We start from the raw sequence: 18040 nt of genomic DNA, 5'->3' as shown, positions 1-18040 counted from the left end.
AAGGTGCGGGATTCAGGCTCCCGCCACCTCACTTGCTGATGTTGTAGTAAGCGGGAACACCCTTCCAATTGAAGGAGAATCCCTTGATGTTCTTGGCGGCCACGCCGTTGGAATTCTGGTAGTAGAGCGGGACTGCGGGCAGGTCACGGAAGAGCAGCTCCTCGGACTGCTGATAGATCTTGTTGGCCTCGTCAATACCCTTGGCGGAGGCTGCCTTGTTCATCAGGTCGTCGAACTCGGGGTTCTTGTAGTCGCCGTCGTTGGACCCGTTGCCATTGGCGGCCGAGCTGGCGAAGTTGCTGGACAGATAGCTCTCAGGCGAGGGGTAGTCAGGCTGCCAACCGGAGCGGAAGGCCGAGTCGGTGAACTTGCGGTTCTGCACATTGGAGCGGAACTCGCTGAAGGTAGGCAGAGGATTGCCTGAAGACTGGATTCCCAGGGCGTTCTTGATGGAGTTGGTGACGGCGTCGTAGATCTCCTTGTGGGCACCATCGGCGTTGTAGGCGATCTTGAAGGTGTCGCCCTCGCCCCATGGGGAGATCTTGTTGGCCTCGGCCCAGAGCTCCTTGGCCTTGGACGGGTTGTACTTGAGCACGTCGGATCCCTTGATGCTGGTTGAATAGCCGGGGATGACTGGGGCGGTGAAGTCGTGGACCTCCTTGGCGGTTCCGGACAGCACCTTTTTGATGATGGTTGGCCGGTCGATGGACATGGAGATTGCCTGGCGACGGAGCTTGCCCTCCTGATCCTGGCCGAAGTGCTTCATGTAGGTCGGGATGGTGAACATCTGGATGACCGAGCCCGGGTCGTTGATGGCCTGGACCGTGTTGTCGGTCTGGAAGGTCTTGCGAGCCGAGGCAGGCAGGGTATCCAGCACGTCCAAGTTGCCGGCCTGAACGTCGCGGTAGGCTGCTGTGGCATCGGTGTAAGCGCGGAACTCAACGCCGCCGTTCTTGACCTTGACGCCGCCCTTGTATGAAGGATCCTTGACCAGCTTAATGGACTTGTTATGCTCCCAGGACTTGAACTTGTAAGGTCCCACGGTCACCGGCTTCTCGCCGAAGGCCTTGGTGTCCTTGTAGAAGGATTCAGGTAGCGGCGCGAAGGCGGTGTAGCCCACCTGGATGGGGAAGGTGGAGGAGGGCGAGGTCAGATCCACGGTGAAGGTCTTGTCGTCGATGACCTTAAGGCCAGACAACTGGGCATCACTAGGGGTGCCATCCTTCTGTAGATCGTCATAGCCCTTGATGTTGGCGAAGAAGCTGGATCCCAGCTGCTTGTTGGCGATGCTGGATGCCCAGGACCAGGCCTTGGTGAAGGACTGTGCGGTGACCGGGGTGCCGTCCGAGAACTTCCAGCCGTCGTTGATGGTCACCGTGTACTGGGTGTTGTCCTCGTTGGCCTTGATCTGCTTGGCGATCTCGTTGGCTGGCTTGCCCTTGTCGTCGAAGCGGACCAGCTTGGAGAACATGACGTCGATGGGGTTGCCGCCGCCCACCTCGTTGGTCATGCTGGGGATGAGTGGATTGGCCGGCTCCGGGTTGAAGACCGAGATCATGGCATCCGAGCTACCACCGTTGGTCCCCTTGGCTGAGGAGTCGGATCCGCCGGAACCGCCGCAGGCGCCCAGCGTGAGCGCCATGACGCACAGTCCGGCGGCAGCAATGGTCAGGGCCGATTGCTTCTTCATATATACTGCTCTTTCCTTTAGTTGGTTTCCCGAATCCGCTGCCAGTACATAAGACCCGGGCGCGAATCCGCTTTGGTGTGGATCCGGCCGGGTCAGCGACGACGGATTATGCCGTTTCCGGCACGATCATCACTTCTTCTTGGTTAACTCCGCGAAGTTTGGATAGCTGTTCCAGCCCAGAGTCAATCCCTGCACATTCTTGGCAGACGCTCCCTTGTTATTGGCGTAGTAGAGCGGCACCGCAGGCATGTCCTGCAGAAGGATCTCCTCAGCCTGCTGGAAAAGCTTGTTGGCCTCACTGGTGTCCTTAGCCTTGGCTGCCTGCTTTAGCAGATCATCGAACTTGGGGTTCTTGTAATCGCCATCATTGGACCCGTTACCATCGGCCGCAGAACTGGCAAAGTTGCTCAACAGATAGCTCTCAGGAGAAGGATAGTCGGGTGACCAGGCCGACCGGAAGGCCGCATCCTTGTAGGCGCGCTTGTTGACGTTGCCACGGAACTCGCTGAAAGTGGGTACGGGAGTGGCCTCGGCCTTGATCCCAAGCGTGTTCTTGATGGAGTTAGCCATGCCGTCATAGAAGTCCTTGGCACCGCCGTCGGCATTGTAGACCATTTGGAAACTCTTGTCAGCAGGCCACTTGCTGATGGCATCGGCCTTGGCCCAAGCATCCTTGGCCTTCTTGGCGTTGTACTTCAAATTATCGGAGCCCTTGAGATTCTTGGAGTAGCCAGGGATGGTCGGCGCGGTGAAATCGGTGGGCTGCACCCCCAGACCGCCCAGAACCTTGTCAATCAGCATCTTGCGATCCAGAGCCATGGAGATGGCCTGACGACGCAAGTGGCCCTCCTCATCCTGGCCGAAGTGTTCCATAGTGGTGGGGATGGTAAACATCTGCAGAACGGAACCAGGCTTGTTGTAGCCCTGAACCAAGTTGTCAGTCATGAAGGTTTTCTGGGCCGAGGTGGGGACGGTATCGATCGCGTCCAGGTTGCCTGCCTGCACATCGGAGTATGCCGAACCGACATCGGTGTAGACCTTGTAGTCGATGCCGCCGTTCTGGACCTTGACATCGCCCTTGTAGGCGGTGTTCTTGCGGAGCTTGACCATGGCGTTGTGCTGCCAGGACTCAAACTTGTAGGGACCCGAGCTGACCGGGTTCTCCCCATAGGCCTTGGTGTCCTTATAGAAGGACTCAGGCAGCGGCGCGAAGGCGGTGTAACCCACCTGGATGGGGAAGGTGGACGAGGGCGAGCTCAGATCCACGGTAAAGGTCTTGTCATCCACAACTTTCAGGCCGGACAACTGCCCGTCCGCGGGCGCGCCCTGCTTCTGCAGATCGTCATAACCCTTGATGTTGGCGAAGAAGCTGGAGCCCAGCTGGCCGTTGCTCACATTGGCTGCCCAGGACCAGGCCCTGGTGAAGGACTTGGCCGTGATGGGAGTGCCATCCGAGAACTTGCGCCCGTCAACCAGGGTGACCCTGTACTGGGACATGTCATCGTTGCCCTTGATCTCTGAAGCCAGATCATTGTGGGCCTTGCCCTGGTCGTCGAAGCGGACCAGCTTGGCGTTAATGGCATCAACGACCTGCCCGCCGCAGCTCTCCACTGTGTTGCTGGGAATGAGCGGCTTGGCAGGCTCGCACCCATGGATCGAAACGACGGTATTGTTGCCTGACTGGCTGCTGGACGATTGCTGTGCGCCCTTGGTGTCTGAACCACCACCGCAGCCGCTTGCCAAAAGCGCCAAAGCACAGATGGTCGCGGACACGAGCGTAAGCTGTGAACCTTTCTTCATTGCTGCTACTCCCTATATTTATATAATTTGCTGAGTGTCAACATAACGTCTCCAACCAAGGACACTAGGATGACCGAACCTCAAAGATCCCTGACAGACGTGTAAGCCACAATACGCCATATTCTGGTACGAAGATGTTTCGTAAGGCAAGTCTCATCTCATTAGCCGGTCTCAGGCCCGCAGCTACTTGTCATCACTGGTCCTTGGAAAGCTCCGCGAAGATCGGGTAACCGTCCCAGCCCAGACGCATCCCATGGACCCTCTTGGCGGAGGCGCCATTGTTGGTGGGGTTGTAGAGTGGCACCGCAGGCATGTCCTGCAAAAGGATCTCCTCGGCCTGCTGGAAGAACTTGTTGGCTTCACTGGTGTCCTTGGCCTTGGCAGCCTGCTTCAGCAACGAGTCGAATTTGGGATTCTTGTAATCGCCGTCGTTGGACCCGTTGCCATCGGCCGCAGAGCTGGCAAAGTTGCTCATCAGGTAGCTCTCAGGCGAGGGATAGTCAGGCGACCAGGAGGATCTGAAGGCCGCATCATTGTAAAGGCGCTTTTTGATGTTGCCACGGAACTCACTGAAGGTGGGCACAGGGGTGGCCTCGGCCTTGATGCCCAGCGTGTTCTTGATGGAGTTGGCCATGCCGTCATAGAAGTCCTTGGAACCGCCATCGGCGTTGTAGAGCATCCGGAAGCTCCTGTCAGCAGGCCACTTGCTGATGGCATCAGCTTTTGCCCAGTACTCCTTGGCCTTCTTGGCGTTGTACTTGATGTTGTCCGAACCCTTGAGGTGCTTGGCATAGCCTGGGATAGTCGGTGCGGTGAAGTCGGTGGGCTGCACACCCAGACCGCCCAGAACCTTGTCAATCAGCATCTTGCGGTCAATTGCCATGGAGATGGCCTGACGGCGCAGGTGGCCCTCCTGATCCTGCCCAAAGTGTTCCATGGCGGTGGGGATGGTGAACATCTGCAGGCCGGAACCGGGTTTGTTATAGCTCTGCACCATGCTGTCGGTCATGAAAGTCTTGACAGCAGAGGTTGGAATCCTGTCGATCACATCCAGGTTGCCTGCCTGCACATCGGAATATGCCGAACCCATATCAGTGTAGACCTTGTAGTCGATGCCGCCGTTCTGAACCTTGACCTCCCCGCCGTAATCGCTGTTCTTGCGAAGCTTGACCATGGCGTTGTGCTGCCAGGACTCAAACTTGTAGGGACCCGAGCTGACCGGGTTCTCCCCGTAGGCCTTGGGATCCTTGTAGAAGGACTCAGGCAGCGGCGCAAAAGCGCCGTAGCCCACCTGAATGGGAAAAGTGGACGAGGGCGAGATGAGGTCCACGGTGAAAGTCTTGTCGTCGATGACCTTCAATCCGGAGAACTGGGCATCCGCAGGCACACCCTGCTTCTGCAGATCTTCAAAGCCTTTGATGTTGGCAAAGAAGCTGGCATTCAGCTGGCCATTGTTCACATTGGCAGCCCAGGACCAGGCCCTGGTGAAGGACTTGGCGTTGATAGGAGTGCCGTCCGAGAACTTGCGTCCGTTAGCAAGGGTGATCTTGTACTGGGACATGTCATCGTTGCCCTTGATCTCCGAGGCCAGATCATTGTGGGCCTTGCCCTGGTCGTCGAAGCGGACCAGTCTGGAGTTGATGGCATCAACGACCTGCCCGCCGCAGCTCTCCGCCGTGCCGCTGGGAATGAGCGGCTGGGCCGGTTCGCATCCGTGGACCGAGACCACGGCGTTGTTGCTGGACTGGGTGCTGGACGACTGCTCGGCACCCTCGGTGTTGGTACCGCTGCTGCCACTGCCACAGCCGTTGGCCAAGAGTGCCAAGGCACAGACGGTTGCGGATACGAGCGTTAGCTTTGAGCCCTTTTTCATTGCTACTGCTCCCCTTTTGCCGGTTCTCAATGTCGCGCGTACACTTCGAAGGTTCCTGACTGACGTGTAGGCTGCGATACGCCACATTCTGATACCAGGATGTTTCCCAAGACAAGTCTTGTCTCACTTGCCGAATCTCAAGCCCGTGGAAAAGCCTGCCTGTACCGGGCCCGCAGCTGCTCGATGGAGACGTGGGTGTAACGCTGGGTGGTCCGCAGGGAGGAGTGACCCAGCATCTCCTGAACCTCGCGCAGGTCGGCTCCCCCATCAAGCATATGCGTGGCTGCCGAGTGACGAAGGGCATGGGGGGCTATGTCGGGAACCCCGGCCTTACCAGCCGCCTGATGAACCACCTTGCGGACCTGCCGCTGGCCAACCCTGCCGCCCAGCTGACCCAGAAAGAGGGCTTGACCTGCTTTGCGGGCCGATTTGGCCGTTGCACCCGCCAGGACCGGCCGCCCCTCCCCCAGCCAGCGATCCAGCGCACGATCGGCGGGAAGACCATATGGCAGAACCCGCTCCTTGGAACCCTTGCCCAGGACCTTTACAGTGCGGCTGTGTTGGTGCACATCATCCAAGTCCAGTCCGCAGAGCTCGGCAACACGCATACCCGTGGCGTACAGCAGTTCCAGCATGGCGGCATCACGCACCTGTAGGGCCGCCTGAACTTTCTCATTCTCCTGGGGTTCAACCGAACTATGGTCGACCGTATCCATCAGGGTGCGAGCCTGATCGTGTGTCAGGATCCGTGGAAGGTGCTCGGACTGCTTGGGACTGCTCAGGGCCAGGGTGGGGTCGGCCTGGATCCGGCCGTGCCGGCTCAGCCAGCCAAAAAAGGACCTCAGTGCGGCCGTCTTTCGGGCCATGGTCGAGCGGGCGTGGGTCGATGCCTCGTGGGCCAGCCAGGACCTGATAGTGGCCAGATCGATCTGCGAGGGGTCATCAATGCCATGCAGATGCATCAGGTGCAGAAAGCCCGCCAAGTCGGCCCGGTAGGAGCGCACGGTGTTGGGACTCTTGCCTGCCACCCGGGAAAGATAGTCGGTGAAGTCCTGCAAATCCTGGTCCACTGCGGGCACTCCCTTCGCTTGGCTGCCTTTCATCTCCATGCAGTATGTGCAATACAGTCTAGGCGCTTTCGTCCTCGTCGCAGCCGCAGGTGATACTGATCCAGGAGGTGGATGGCCATGCGTTTGCCAGCAACCATACCGGCCGGAGCGCGGCTGGTGGTCAGGATTGCTCTGGGGCCAGACCCGGAAGACGGAAGGCCCAAGTTCCGCGACTACATAGGGCATGTGGTTGACTGGAACGGACGGCGGCTGATCCTGGACAGGGATCCAGCGGCCAACGGATCGCGTCCCGGGGAGCGCGTGACCATCCAAGCAGAAGACATGGTGGCACTGAAGCCGGTTCCGGAACGCCGTTCACCTCGCCCGGACCCCCAGAATTTCAGTCGATGACCGGTGGGTGCAGCACCCGTGCCCTGCTGGTGGTCAGGAAGGCCGAGACCTGCTCACCGCGCAAGGCCGAATCCAGCAGCTCCTGCCGCCAGTTGCCCTCCTGCGGATCCAATTCCAAATCAGTTGCGGACATCTGCTCCTGGTCGACCATGGCTGCCTTGTAGCGCCGGAAGGGATCGGCCTGAAGGAAGAAGTCCTGACGCTTTTCATCGGCCTCTGGCTCCTGGTCCCGCAAAAGAGAAGCTATGCTCTGCAGATTCTCGACCAGGACATCCAGAAGATCGGCCACTTGGTCGGCGTTCTCCTCCACCATGGCCCGGGTCCGCTCCGGGTCGGTCAGGGCCACACGGGTCATGTCCCGCCAGGATCCGGCCGCCAGAGCCGAGGCCACACGACGGTCAGACGATCTCGTCAGCATGTTGGCCAGGGCGGTGGCCACCACATGAGGCATATGCGAGATCAGTGCCGCAGCCCGGTCATGAGTGGCATCGTCCAGGGCAATCAGCCGGTTGCCCAGCCCCTGGGTGACCATGTCGGCCACCGTCAAAAAGCGGCTGTAATCCGTATGCTCATCGACGCAGAGGGCCCAGAGGGCATCTTCCAAGAGGGCCGGGTCCGAATCCTCATAGCCGGAACCTTCGCTGCCGGCCATGGGATGGGCGCCTACATAACGATCGGCCAGACCTGCCTGTTCGACCTGACAACGGACCGGACCCTTGACGCTGCCCACGTCGGTCAGGGTGGTACCACGGGTCAGCACCGGCGCCAAGACCTTGAGCACGTCGGGCATGGCACGCAAGGGTGTGGCCAGTACCAGCACGTCTGCTTTGCCCTTAGCCAGCTCCTCCAAGGTGTCCACACAATGGATCCCTTGGCTGCGGGCCTGCTCGTAGGGACGGTCGTTATGGTTCCAAGCAATCACGAATCGACCCCGGGCGGCCAGGCGTCGGGCCAGCGATCCGCCGATTAGACCAAGCCCCGCAATGGCAATCTTGTGGGCCGAAGTCAGCACCGGCGAGGCGGCCATGCCTGCTATCGGGTGCATGTGCTCGGGCCCAGACAGGTCCATATGTGGGAAAGGCGCGGATTCATCTACCATAACAACTCCTTGCTGATTGTTTCGGAATCGGGGTCCTCACCCCGGAAGGCCCCCGCCCTGGGCAACATCCATTCACGAATGGGTGGGGCTGGATGCGGGGTGCGCGGATGAACCGCCAGTGTCTTGAGCCAGTCTCCCCTTTCCAGCAGGTCGGCCAACACCTGATGCAGACCCTTCTGCCATGGTGCGGCATCGATGCTGGCTACGAAGCTGTAAGTCCCGTCGTGCCCCTTGATGGGCCGGGACATGAATGAGGTCATGTTCAGGCCTGCATCGCGCAGACGGTCCAGCAGGTTGGCCAGCACACCCGGCCCCGTATTCAGGGGAATAAAGGTGATGATGGACTCGAAATCACCGCCCGGCGCCAGGCGGCGTGCCAGCCCCGCGGCCTGATCCCGGGGAGCCAACAGAAGAAAGTCGGTTCGGGCCCCCTGATAGTCCTGCACTTCACGCCGATAGGTCTCCAGCCCGTAGAGGCTCCCGCAGATGCGCGGCCCCAGAGCCACCTGATCGGAGCCCAGATCACGGCAGGCGGCAGCGTTGGAATTGGCCGGCACCGGATTGAAGCCGGTCTCTTTGATGAAGCCCTTGCACTGGGCCAGTCCGTGGGGATGGGCACCGACCTGGCGCAGGCGGCCATGATCAGCCCGGACGAAGGCGTCAAAGACAATGGGCAGGCGGACCATGCCGAAGCCCGCTACCGCTTGAGCGTCAATCAAGGCGTCCATGTTGGGCACCACATGGCCCTCAACGTTGTTCTCCCAGGCCAGCACTCCCCAGCCTTGGCCCTCCTCCACGGACGCCACAATGGCAGCCGCATCCGTACAGGGCCTCAGATCCGCCTGGCAGCCCAGCCTTGTTGCCATGAGGTTGGCGGCCTCAAGGGCGGCCTGATGAGTGAAGGTCCCCACGGGTCCCAGGAAGTGCAGGGGAATACGGTCGGGCAGAGTCGCCGGTGATTCTGACAGAGCCTGGCTCATGCGGATCGCCCCTGACGACGCAAGGGGCCGTCAGAAAACCAGGAGGCCGGCAGGCAGATGGCCAAGGTCTGGATCAGGACCAGCCCGCCCATCCAGAGGAAGACCGCATACTTGGCAAAGAATGTAGGGAAGTTGGCATAGGGCATGAGTACATCGCCGCCCGGCCCCCGCATGGAGAGCAGCCAGACCGTGACCGTGGAGGCCACCAGATGCAGGGCCAGGCCCATGATGCCGCTATCGCAACGAACCCACCAGGCGGCCAGGGCCACCAGCAGATAGGCCAGGACCATCCCCCAAGGCAGACCCTGAGCGGCTCCGGAGCGCTGGACCAGAGTCCCTAGCACGCCCACCGCCAGCCCGATGGGCAGGCCAAGCAGGCAACGGAAGGGACTTGCCTTGCCAGACTCCCCCGTCGAATGGGAGACGGTCTGGTCCTTGGATTTGGAAACCTGAGACTTCATGGATTCAAGACTAGTCCGACCCGGTCACCATGGGGCGGCCGGGTCGGACTGATCTGATTTTGATAGAAGGCTTACTTATTGTTGGCCCTGCGCTGACGGGCGTTCCACTTATACCAGGCGTCCCTGTCCAGGATGATCTTGCGCACGCGGATGGACTCGGGTGTCACCTCCACGCACTCGTCATCGTTGGCGAAGTCCAGGGACTCCTCCAGGCTCATGTCGATGGGCGGGGTCAGGGTCTCCAACACGTCGGCGGTGGAGGAACGCATGTTGGTCATGTGCTTCTCCAGGGTGATGTTGATGTCCAAATCGCCGGGCTTGTTGTTGATCCCCACGATCTGCCCCTCGTAGACGGGCGACTGCGGCTTGACGAAGAATTCACCGCGGGCCTGGAGCTTCTGCATGGCATAGGGGCTGGCCTTGCCGGAGCGGTCGGAAACCATGGATCCGTTCTGCCGGGTCTTGATGTCACCTGCCCAGGGGGCGTAGCCGGCGGAGATCGACGAGGAGATGCCGGTGCCGCGGGTGGCGGTCAGCAGGGCGGTGCGAAAGCCCAGGAGGCCACGGGAGGGCACGGTGAACTGCATCCTGACCCAGCCGGAGCCGTGGTTGGTCATGGTCTCCATGCGACCCTTGCGATCGGCCATGAGCTGGGTGACTGCGCCCATGTATTCCTCGGGCACATCGATGGTGTCGGACTCCATGGGCTCCTGAATCTTGCCGTCCACGGTCTTGGTGACCACCTGGGGACGACCTACGGTCAGCTCGTAGCCCTCGCGGCGCATCTGCTCAGCCAGAATGGCCAGGGCCAGCTCGCCACGGCCCTGAACCTCCCAGGCGTCGGGCCGATCGGTGGGCAGCACCTTGATGGAGACGTTGCCGATCAGCTCGCGGTCCAGACGGTCCTTGAGCATGCGGGCGGTCAGCTTATGGTCCTTGCCCTCAGTGCCGGCCAGCGGCGAGTCGTTGGTGCCGAAGGTCATGGAGACAGCCGGGTCGTCAACGTGAATCAGAGGCAGGGGGCGGGGATCGTCCTGGTCGACGATGGTCTCGCCGATCATGATGTCCTCAACACCGGCCACAGCCACGATGTCGCCGGGGCCTGCCTCGTCCACTGGGGAGCGCTGCAGGCCCTTGGTGCGCAGGATCTCAGTCAGCTTGAAGTTCTCAATGGATCCGTCCACACGCGACAGGCCGTACTGGCGGCCCTTGGCCAGGGTGCCGTTGTAGATGCGTACCAGACCCAGACGGCCCAAATAATCGGACGCGTCAATGTTGGTCACATGGGCCTGCAGGGGGGCGCCTTCCTCATACTCCGGGGCGGGGATGTTATTCAGGATGGCCTCGAAGAGAGGCTCCAGATCGTCGTTGTCTGGCACAGCGCCGTCGGCCGGCTGGTTGACGGACGCCTTACCAGCCTTGGCAGCGCAGTAGATGACCGGCAGGTCCAGGAGGGAATCCAGATCCAGGTCCACCCCCTCCTCGCTCACGTCCTGAGCCAGACCCAGGAGCAGATCGGTGGATTCCGAGACCACCTCGGAGATGCGGGCATCGGGACGGTCGGTCTTGTTGATGACCAGGATGACTGGCAGCTTGGCCTCCAGGGCCTTACGCAGGACGAAGCGGGTTTGGGGCAGAGGCCCCTCGGAGGCGTCCACCAGCAGGACTACGCCGTCGACCATGGAGATGCCGCGCTCCACCTCGCCGCCAAAGTCGGCGTGGCCAGGGGTGTCCACCACGTTGATGGTGATGCCGTCAGGCTCGCCCAGCTTGGCTGCCAGGGGGCCCGTGTACTTGACGGCGGTGTTCTTGGCCAGGATGGTGATGCCCTTCTCCTTCTCCAGGTCGTTGGAGTCCATGACCCGGTCGGGCACCTCCTCCCGCTCGGAGAAGACGTGCGACTGCTGCAACATGGCGTTGACCAGGGTGGTCTTGCCGTGGTCAACGTGTGCCACAATCGCCACATTTCGTATATCGCCGCGTACCGCCATCAAAACCTCATTCTCGTGAATGCTATCCATGCCCCCACCGGCCTAGCTGCCGGCTGGCGTGGTCCAGGAATTGGACAAACAGAGACAAGTGTAACCGCCTTGTGTGACAGGCGTTCACTCCCCCTCGCCCTGGGGAGAACCCTGGGCAGGATCCGGGGATTCGGGCTGCCCAGACAGCTCCTGGCGTACTTGGGCCAGAGCCGAGTCCTCATCGGGCAGGAAGGGGGCCAGGGAGGGCAGATCCTCCAAGGATTGCAGGCCCATCCGTTCAAGGAAGAGGTCGGTGGTAACCAGCAGCGCGGCGTGGGTCTGCTCATCCAGCCCCTCCTCCCGGACCAAGCCACGCACCAGCAGGGCCCGGATGACCCCGTCTGAATTGACCCCGCGAATCTGGCCCACCTGGGCACGGGTCATGGGCTGGCGATAGGCCACGATGGCCAGGGCCTCCAGGGCCGCCTGGGAAAGTCTGGCCGTCTGACCGTCCTTGACGAAGGCCGCCACCACGGGCTGATAGGCGGCCCGGCTGGTCAACTGCCAGCCTCGGGCGGTCCGGCGCAGTTCAAATCCTCGGTCGCTATAGGATTCGGCCAGCGATTCCAGGGCGACATTGACCGGACCCGGATCCACGGCCAGCACCCGGGAGAAGTCCTCTGCAGTCAGCGGCCGATCCGTGGCCACCAAAATAGCCTCCAGACAGGTGGCCAGCCCGCCGGGAAAGTCCTGCACGTCGAAGTCCACATATTCGGGACGGGTATCGGGAGCCGAGGATTGGCTCATGCGAAGTCCCCCTCACTGATCAAGGCCATTTCCGGCTCCTGGATAGGCCCAACCCAGCGCAGATAGAGCGGTTGGTAGGGGCCATCCTGACGGTACTGGATCAGCTCCTGCCTAAAGAAAATCAGCACAGCCAGGAATCGGGCCACCACCTGCGCCCGGCCCTTCGAGGAGGCGACCAGGTCGGCGAAAGCCACAGGCTGACCGGGCTGCGCCAGCAGGGCCTGGCGAACCTGGTCGGCCTCCTTGTTCAGGTCGACCAGGGGCACGTGCAACTGGTCCAGACGAACCTGGGAGGCCGGAGCGTTGACCAGGGCATTGGCACAGAGCAGGGCCAGATCCTCTGGCTTCAGGGTCCAGACCAGATCAGGCAACAGATGGACCAGCTGGGGCTCCAGATGGCCGGGATGAGGATAGCGGCCCGAGTTGGCGGCCAGCCTGGCTCGAAAGTCCTGTCCAGCCTGCTTGAAGGCTTTGTACTGCAGAAGTCTGGCAAAGAGCAGATCACGCTCACGAAGGGCATCCATGGAGGCCTGGTCACGCATGGATTCATCCTCCACAGGCAGGAGGGCAGCGCTCTTGGCCTCTACCAGAACAGAGGCCACGTCCAGGAAGGCGCTGGCCTGATCCAGACCCTGACTGAAGTCCAGTGTGCGCACGTAGTCCAGAAACTCCCCAGTGATGGAGGCCAGCGAAACCTCTGTCAGGGAGAGCTTTCGGTTGGCCAGCATGCCCAGCAGCAGATCGAAGGGCCCCTGGTAGACATCCAGGTCGACGGCGAAGCCGTCCGCTGATCCGCTCACGCCACGATGCCGCGGGCGATCAGCTCCCGGGCAACCTCCCGATACTCCTTGGCGGTCTTGTGCTCGGGTGCGAACATAGTAATGGGCTCACCGGCCACCGTGGCGTCGGGCAGCTTGATGGACCGGCTGATGATGGAGTGCAGGACCTTGCCCCTGAAGGCCTCGTAGATACGCTGAAGCACCTCGTCCGAATGCAGGGTCTTGGTGTACATGGTGACCAGAACACCGTAAACCTGCAGGTCAGGATTGATGCGGCTACGGACCTTCTCAATGGATTGCATGAGCAGGGCAACGCCGCGCAGGGCGAAGAACTCGGCCGCCACGGGAATGATGACCCCGTCCGCGGCAGTCAACGCATTGACGGTCAGCAGTCCAAGCGAGGGCTGGCAGTCGATGATGATGGCATCATACTCCTGCCGCAGGGGCCGGATGGTGGCTGCCAGAGCCTGTTCCCTACCGACCTCGGTAACCAGCTGAATCTCGGCGGCCGACAGATCAATATTGGCCGGGATGATGTCCAGCCCGTCAAAACGGGTGTGCCTGACTACCTCGTGAACATCCAGTGACGGGTCGAACATGGCAGTGTAAATGGTGTTGTCCACGCTGTTGGCATTGATGCCCAGACCCACAGTGGCTGCACCCTGGGGGTCAAAGTCCACAATTAGCACCCTTCGCCCATACTGGCACATGGCCCCAGCGATGTTGATTGATGAGGTGGTCTTGCCCACACCGCCCTTCTGGTTGCACATGGCGAGGACACGGGCCGGGCCGTGCTGTTTCAAAGGCTCCGGGGCAGCGAACGTCTCATACTCGCGCCCTAACAAATCCGTAGGCATGCCTCTACCCTATCAAGTTTCCACCCGCATTCGCGGGTTGGCGGGTCAGCGGGCGCGGGGATGGGCCGTCTGGTAGGTCTCCATAAGGGCCTGGGGACTGACGTGTGTGTAAATCTGTGTCGTGGTCACCGAGGCATGGCCCAGCAGCTCCTGGACCGAACGCACATCGGCGCCTCCCTCCAACAGATGAGTGGCGAAAGAGTGCCGCAGGGTGTGGGGATGCAGAGGTCTGTTCAGGCCCGCCCGGCGACCGGCGTCCCTGACCACCTGCCAGACGGTCTGCCTGGTCAGCCGCTTGCCCCGCTTGTTAAGGAAGACTGCCCTCAGCTCCCTGCTCCTGGTGGCTCGATCACACAGGCTGGCCCGTCCCAGATTCAGGTAGGCCTCCATGGCCTGGCAAGCGTAGGAACCTATCGGCACTAGACGCTGCTTGTCGCCCTTGCCGGTCAGACGGACCACCCGCTCGTCCAAGTCCATGTCCTCCAGATCCGTGCCGACGGCCTCCGAGACCCGGCAGCCGGTTGCGTACATGAACTCAAGCAGGGCCTTGTCCCGCAGGACCACTGGATCCTTGGACCCGCCCATCGCAGCCGCATCCAGCAAACGGGTCACCTGATCCACGTCCAACACATCCGGCAGGGCCGAGGTGCCCTTGGGAGCCTTGACCGTACGGGAAACATCCTGGTCGGTCACTCCCTGCTTGAGAGCGAACCGGTGCCACTCATGGACGGCGGCCATCCTCCGCGAGCGGCTGGCTGGACTCTCGTCGGCCAGATGGGCCAGGAAACCCTCCACATCGGCGGTTTGGATCTGCCCCATGCTGGTGATGCCGTGGCCGGACAACCAGTTGATGTACATAGTCAGATCGGACTTATAAGCCTTGACCGTGGCAGGGGCAAGGCCCCGCTCCAGACCGGTGTAAGCCAGGAACTGATCCAGCAATGCAGTCAGCCCCTCCTGATGATCACCGTCCACTACTGCTTAACCTCCGGTTCTCTTCATCAGTGCTGGTCTTTAGGGCATATTCTAACGCTCCACTCCCCTGTTCCCATACATCCAACGTGCTTGGGATTGAGGCGGCAGCTCAGGAAACATCCCGGATCAGTCCTTGAATCCCCTCTTGCCGAAGGATCCGTCGATAGGGGCCGGCCTCCCTGCTGATGATTCCGTCAATGGCGTGCATGCCAAGCAGCTCCACTGGCGCATTGTCATCAGTCAATACCCTCCCATTTACTTCCCCAACCGTGTTCAGGCGGGAGCTGACCTGCTTCATCATCTCGGACAGGTCTGGATCAGGGCTGACCCTGGCAGCGGCCTCCGCCAGCAGGTCGGAACCAGGATAGTCCCTCATGGCCTCCCTCTTATCCCCTCCTGCTCCCGAAAAATCCTCGGAAGCGGGGCGACGTGCAAAGAGCTCGCGGTTGGTGGTCTGGGGCACATCAGCCGTCAGGATGGCATCGGAGCCGAAGACCCTGGTGATGGTATTGGTCAGGGCTGCATTGATGGACCCCTGACCGTCGTCGATCATGTTCATGTTGACCACCATGACCCCGCCAGGATTCAGGTGGTTCCTAACCAGGGTAAAGAACTCGGTGGAGCTCATCTGGAAGGGTATGGTGATGTCCTGATAGGCGTCGACCATGATCAGGTCGTAGCACTGGCGACTGGCCGCCAGCCATGCTCGGCCGTCATAGGTCGAAACCGGAACATCAGCAGGCTGGTCGAAATACTTGATGGCCAGGTTGCTGATGGACTGGTCGATCTCCACCCCCTGGATGGCCATCCGCGGATAGTACCGCTTCAGCTGCCGGGCGTAGGTCCCGGTCCCCATGCCCAGGATCAGGGCCGAGCGGGCCTGATTGGCCATGAGCGGCGCTGCCAAAGCCGTGTCGTAGTACATGCCGGTCATCCCGGGGTGCTTCATGGTCACCGACTGGACGCCGAAGAGGACGTTGGTGGAAAGGATGGTTCTATCCGCCTGGGTTTTGACCTGCAGGTAGTTGTAGATGGACTCGCCCTCATATGCCAGGCCCTTTTCCCAGAAGGCGAACCCCGTCATCGGCGACAGGGCGGCCGAGATGACAAAGGCCACCGTGGCCATGAAGCAGGCCAGGCGATGCACGTGGGAGGAAAGAAAGTAGATCAAGGCCACTAGGAGCAGTATTCCGGAGAAGATCAGGAAGGTGACGAAGGTCCCCACGGCCGGGATGGTCACAAAGGTGGGCAGGAAGGTGCCCAGGATGGATCCCACGGTATTGCAGGCGCTGAGCCGGCCGACCACCGAGGCGTTGTCGTCCAGGGAGTCGGTGGCGCTTTTGACCAGGCCCGGGGTGATGGTGCCCAGGAGGAAGAGAGGCGGAACAAAGATTATCAGGCAGGAGATAAAGGCCGCCAGGACCAGGAAGTTGGTGGAAACGGCCACGATCAGCAGTCCTGAAACCAGGATGATCAGATACTTGCCGACCAAAGGAATCAGGGCGATCCAGACGGCCGCAGCCATAATGCACAGGTAGAGCCTGTCCGGGTCTGGGTTCCTGTCGGCCCAGCGGCCTCCGACGACGGCACCCAGGGCCAGGGCGATCATGATGGTCCCGATGATGATGGTCCATACAATCTGGGAGGACGAGAAGTAAGGAGCCAATAGGCGGGAGGCCCCCAGCTCGGCAGCCATGACGGCCATGCCAGAAAAGAACTCCGTCACATAAAGAAAGATCCGCGACCGAAGGATGGGGCGCGGCTGATTAATTCTGGCCAGTATGGATGTACCGCTGCGAGATGATGGACCGGCTTGACCTGCTGATTCTGCCGGGACAGCCGACGCGTCTAGGCTGTGGTTATCGTTCATGGCGGCTCCCGGCATCATTGTCGTCAATCAACTTACCGTTCCCCTGAGGAATGGTCAAATATGCAATGAACCCCGCGAAAGGCGAGGTTCTTGCAATACAGTGTTCAGGTCCGCTGATCAGGCAGCGACCGGAGCATTTACGTCGGCAGGCAGGGCCTTCTTGGCCTCAGCCACGATGGCGTTGAAGGTGTCGATGTCGTTGACGACCAGGTCGGCCAGGGCGCGGCGGTCCAGCTCGATCCCGGCCAGGCGCAGACCCTGGATGAAGCGGTTGTAGGTGATTCCTTGGGCGCGGCATCCGGCGTTGATGCGCTGGATCCACAGCTTGCGGAAGTCGCCCTTGCGAGCCTTGCGGTCCCGGAAATTGTATGTATATGAATGGAGCAGCTGCTCCTTGGCCTTGCGGTAGAGACGGGAGCGCTGGCCACGGTAGCCTGACGCCCGCTCCAGGACGACCCGACGCTTCTTATGCGCGTTGACTGCCCGCTTGACTCGTGCCATAGATATTCCTCAGCTTTCTAAAATCTCACTCGACGCGACAGCACCCGCTCAGCGGGCCAGCATCCTCTTCATGTTCTTGGACTGGGTCGGAGCGAGCACCTCGTCAGTGGACAGGTGACGACGCTTCTTGGCCGACTTGTGCTCCAGATTGTGGCGCATACCGGTCCCGGCGTGCATAAGCTTGCCCGAACCCGTGGTCCGGACGCGCTTGGATGCGGCGGAGTTACTTTTCATCTTCGGCATTGCTGCCCTCCTTGGATTTCATCTGCTTGGGAGAAGTATTGTTGTTGGAGCCCGCAGTCTCTTTTTCATCGGCCTTGGCAGCCAGATGGGCCGCCTGACGGGCCTTGCGCTCGGCACGGGCCTGTCCGCCCCGCCGACGCTGCTCGGACTGGGTGTGGACCTTCTTGCCCTTGGGTGACAGGGTCATAATGATGTTGCGCCCCTCCTGCTTGGGGGCAAACTCGATGGAGCCCAGATCCGCGACGTCGTCAGCCAGCTTGCGCAGGAGCTCCACGCCGCCGATGGGCCGTGACTGCTCGCGTCCACGCAGCATGATGGTGACCTTGACCTTGTCTCCGGCGGACAGGAAGCGGCGCACATGCCCTTCCTTGACCTCGAAGTCGTGGTCGTCGATCTTCAATCTGAAGCGGATCTCCTTGATCTCCGACATACTCTGGTTGCGGCGCGCCTCACGAGCCTTGATCTTCTCGTTGTATTTGAACTTGCCGTAATCAATGAGCTTGGCGACCGGAGGCTTGGCCTTGGGCGCAACCTCGACCAGGTCAAGGTTGGCCTCCTTGGCCAGGTTGAGGGCGACGGAGGTCGCAATGATTCCCACCTGCTCGCCGTTGGGCCCGATCAGGCGTACCTGAGACACTCGTATATCGTCGTTAATCCTTGGTTCGTCGCTAATGATGACTCCTT

17 protein-coding genes are annotated in these 18040 nt (G+C 61.0%); 1 reads left to right on the top strand and 16 read right to left on the bottom strand.

Translation table 11 applies throughout. The features are described 5' to 3' along the window. Nucleotides 1–28: 28 nt before the first annotated feature. From ACVWNW_RS07905 to ACVWNW_RS07890, 4 genes are all read right to left on the bottom strand, one after another. Entirely contained in the window at nucleotides 29–1690 is a 1662-nt protein-coding gene (locus ACVWNW_RS07905) for a peptide ABC transporter substrate-binding protein (protein ID WP_454482110.1), read from the bottom strand. 129 nt (nucleotides 1691–1819) lie between these two features. Beyond that, nucleotides 1820–3490 (bottom strand): peptide ABC transporter substrate-binding protein, encoded by a 1671-nt coding sequence (locus ACVWNW_RS07900; RefSeq protein ID WP_454482108.1) that lies wholly within the window; start codon nucleotides 3488–3490, stop codon nucleotides 1820–1822. 193 nt (nucleotides 3491–3683) lie between these two features. Then, nucleotides 3684–5363, bottom strand: a complete 1680-nt coding sequence (locus tag ACVWNW_RS07895) for a peptide ABC transporter substrate-binding protein (protein WP_454482106.1) — start codon at nucleotides 5361–5363, stop codon at nucleotides 3684–3686. Nucleotides 5364–5500: 137 nt separating this feature from the next. After that, nucleotides 5501–6472, bottom strand: coding sequence for a tyrosine recombinase XerC (locus ACVWNW_RS07890; protein ID WP_232339324.1), 972 nt, complete (start codon nucleotides 6470–6472; stop codon nucleotides 5501–5503). Nucleotides 6473–6550: 78 nt separating this feature from the next. On the opposite strand from ACVWNW_RS07890, the gene ACVWNW_RS07885 reads away from it, so the two are divergent. Further along, on the top strand, nucleotides 6551–6823 hold the full coding sequence (locus tag ACVWNW_RS07885; protein WP_454482104.1) for a DUF6725 family protein: 273 nt from the start codon (nucleotides 6551–6553) through the stop codon (nucleotides 6821–6823). Here the strand turns inward: ACVWNW_RS07885 and ACVWNW_RS07880 are convergent. The 12 genes from ACVWNW_RS07880 to infC form a co-directional block, all read right to left on the bottom strand. Continuing rightward, nucleotides 6813–7850 (bottom strand): prephenate dehydrogenase, encoded by a 1038-nt coding sequence (locus ACVWNW_RS07880; protein WP_454483440.1) that lies wholly within the window; start codon nucleotides 7848–7850, stop codon nucleotides 6813–6815. The genes ACVWNW_RS07885 and ACVWNW_RS07880 overlap by 11 nt on opposite strands. A 65-nt stretch (nucleotides 7851–7915) precedes the next feature. Then, nucleotides 7916–8902, bottom strand: coding sequence for a prephenate dehydratase domain-containing protein (locus ACVWNW_RS07875; RefSeq protein WP_454482102.1), 987 nt, complete (start codon nucleotides 8900–8902; stop codon nucleotides 7916–7918). Continuing rightward, a complete protein-coding gene (locus tag ACVWNW_RS07870; protein WP_454482100.1) occupies nucleotides 8899–9363 on the bottom strand; it encodes an alcohol dehydrogenase in 465 nt (154 codons plus the stop codon). Before ACVWNW_RS07870 ends, ACVWNW_RS07875 begins: the two co-directional genes overlap by 4 nt. 71 nt (nucleotides 9364–9434) lie before the next feature. After that, nucleotides 9435–11354: a translational GTPase TypA gene (gene typA / locus ACVWNW_RS07865; RefSeq protein ID WP_454483438.1), complete on the bottom strand. Its 1920-nt coding sequence runs from the start codon at nucleotides 11352–11354 to the stop codon at nucleotides 9435–9437. 114 nt (nucleotides 11355–11468) lie between these two features. Further along, nucleotides 11469–12131, bottom strand: coding sequence for an SMC-Scp complex subunit ScpB (scpB, locus tag ACVWNW_RS07860; protein ID WP_454482098.1), 663 nt, complete (start codon nucleotides 12129–12131; stop codon nucleotides 11469–11471). Further along, on the bottom strand, nucleotides 12128–12931 hold the full coding sequence (locus tag ACVWNW_RS07855) for a segregation and condensation protein A (RefSeq protein ID WP_454482096.1): 804 nt from the start codon (nucleotides 12929–12931) through the stop codon (nucleotides 12128–12130). Before ACVWNW_RS07855 ends, scpB begins: the two co-directional genes overlap by 4 nt. After that, a complete protein-coding gene (locus tag ACVWNW_RS07850; RefSeq protein WP_046322744.1) occupies nucleotides 12928–13767 on the bottom strand; it encodes a ParA family protein in 840 nt (279 codons plus the stop codon). Before ACVWNW_RS07850 ends, ACVWNW_RS07855 begins: the two co-directional genes overlap by 4 nt. A gap of 45 nt (nucleotides 13768–13812) precedes the next feature. Continuing rightward, nucleotides 13813–14742 (bottom strand): site-specific tyrosine recombinase XerD, encoded by a 930-nt coding sequence (gene xerD, locus ACVWNW_RS07845; RefSeq protein WP_454482094.1) that lies wholly within the window; start codon nucleotides 14740–14742, stop codon nucleotides 13813–13815. Nucleotides 14743–14851: 109 nt separating this feature from the next. Then, the gene (locus tag ACVWNW_RS07840; RefSeq protein WP_461196356.1) at nucleotides 14852–16438 is read right to left on the bottom strand and encodes a spermidine synthase; all 1587 of its coding nucleotides are present in this window, start codon (nucleotides 16436–16438) and stop codon (nucleotides 14852–14854) included. A 291-nt stretch (nucleotides 16439–16729) separates the two neighbouring features. Then, nucleotides 16730–17113 carry a 50S ribosomal protein L20 gene (rplT, locus tag ACVWNW_RS07835; protein ID WP_015021618.1) on the bottom strand — a complete coding sequence of 128 codons (384 nt, stop codon included), beginning with the start codon at nucleotides 17111–17113 and terminating at the stop codon, nucleotides 16730–16732. Nucleotides 17114–17161: 48 nt separating this feature from the next. Further along, complete coding sequence (gene rpmI, locus ACVWNW_RS07830; protein WP_015021617.1) at nucleotides 17162–17356, bottom strand: 50S ribosomal protein L35; 195 nt, start codon at nucleotides 17354–17356, stop codon at nucleotides 17162–17164. After that, entirely contained in the window at nucleotides 17337–18032 is a 696-nt protein-coding gene (gene infC, locus ACVWNW_RS07825; RefSeq protein WP_082097735.1) for a translation initiation factor IF-3, read from the bottom strand. Before infC ends, rpmI begins: the two co-directional genes overlap by 20 nt. Nucleotides 18033–18040 lie beyond the last annotated feature (8 nt).

This window comes from Bifidobacterium sp. JNUCC 75 (genome assembly GCF_054819865.1).
Note: the sequence above shows the minus strand (reverse complement) of the source record. Positions and strands in the feature narration are given on the sequence as shown.

Coding starts and splice junctions, on each gene's coding strand:
- ACVWNW_RS07905 (WP_454482110.1), bottom strand. CDS start 1,690: ATGAAGAAGCAATCGGCCCTGACCATTGCTGCCGCCGGACTGTGCGTC.
- ACVWNW_RS07900 (WP_454482108.1), bottom strand. CDS start 3,490: ATGAAGAAAGGTTCACAGCTTACGCTCGTGTCCGCGACCATCTGTGCT.
- ACVWNW_RS07895 (WP_454482106.1), bottom strand. CDS start 5,363: ATGAAAAAGGGCTCAAAGCTAACGCTCGTATCCGCAACCGTCTGTGCC.
- ACVWNW_RS07890 (WP_232339324.1), bottom strand. CDS start 6,472: ATGGAGATGAAAGGCAGCCAAGCGAAGGGAGTGCCCGCAGTGGACCAG.
- ACVWNW_RS07885 (WP_454482104.1), top strand. CDS start 6,551: ATGCGTTTGCCAGCAACCATACCGGCCGGAGCGCGGCTGGTGGTCAGG.
- ACVWNW_RS07880 (WP_454483440.1), bottom strand. CDS start 7,850: ATGGCCGCCTCGCCGGTGCTGACTTCGGCCCACAAGATTGCCATTGCG.
- ACVWNW_RS07875 (WP_454482102.1), bottom strand. CDS start 8,902: ATGAGCCAGGCTCTGTCAGAATCACCGGCGACTCTGCCCGACCGTATT.
- ACVWNW_RS07870 (WP_454482100.1), bottom strand. CDS start 9,363: ATGAAGTCTCAGGTTTCCAAATCCAAGGACCAGACCGTCTCCCATTCG.
- typA (WP_454483438.1), bottom strand. CDS start 11,354: ATGGCGGTACGCGGCGATATACGAAATGTGGCGATTGTGGCACACGTT.
- scpB (WP_454482098.1), bottom strand. CDS start 12,131: ATGAGCCAATCCTCGGCTCCCGATACCCGTCCCGAATATGTGGACTTC.
- ACVWNW_RS07850 (WP_046322744.1), bottom strand. CDS start 13,767: ATGCCTACGGATTTGTTAGGGCGCGAGTATGAGACGTTCGCTGCCCCG.
- ACVWNW_RS07840 (WP_461196356.1), bottom strand. CDS start 16,438: ATGGCTGCCGAGCTGGGGGCCTCCCGCCTATTGGCTCCTTACTTCTCG.
- rplT (WP_015021618.1), bottom strand. CDS start 17,113: ATGGCACGAGTCAAGCGGGCAGTCAACGCGCATAAGAAGCGTCGGGTC.
- rpmI (WP_015021617.1), bottom strand. CDS start 17,356: ATGCCGAAGATGAAAAGTAACTCCGCCGCATCCAAGCGCGTCCGGACC.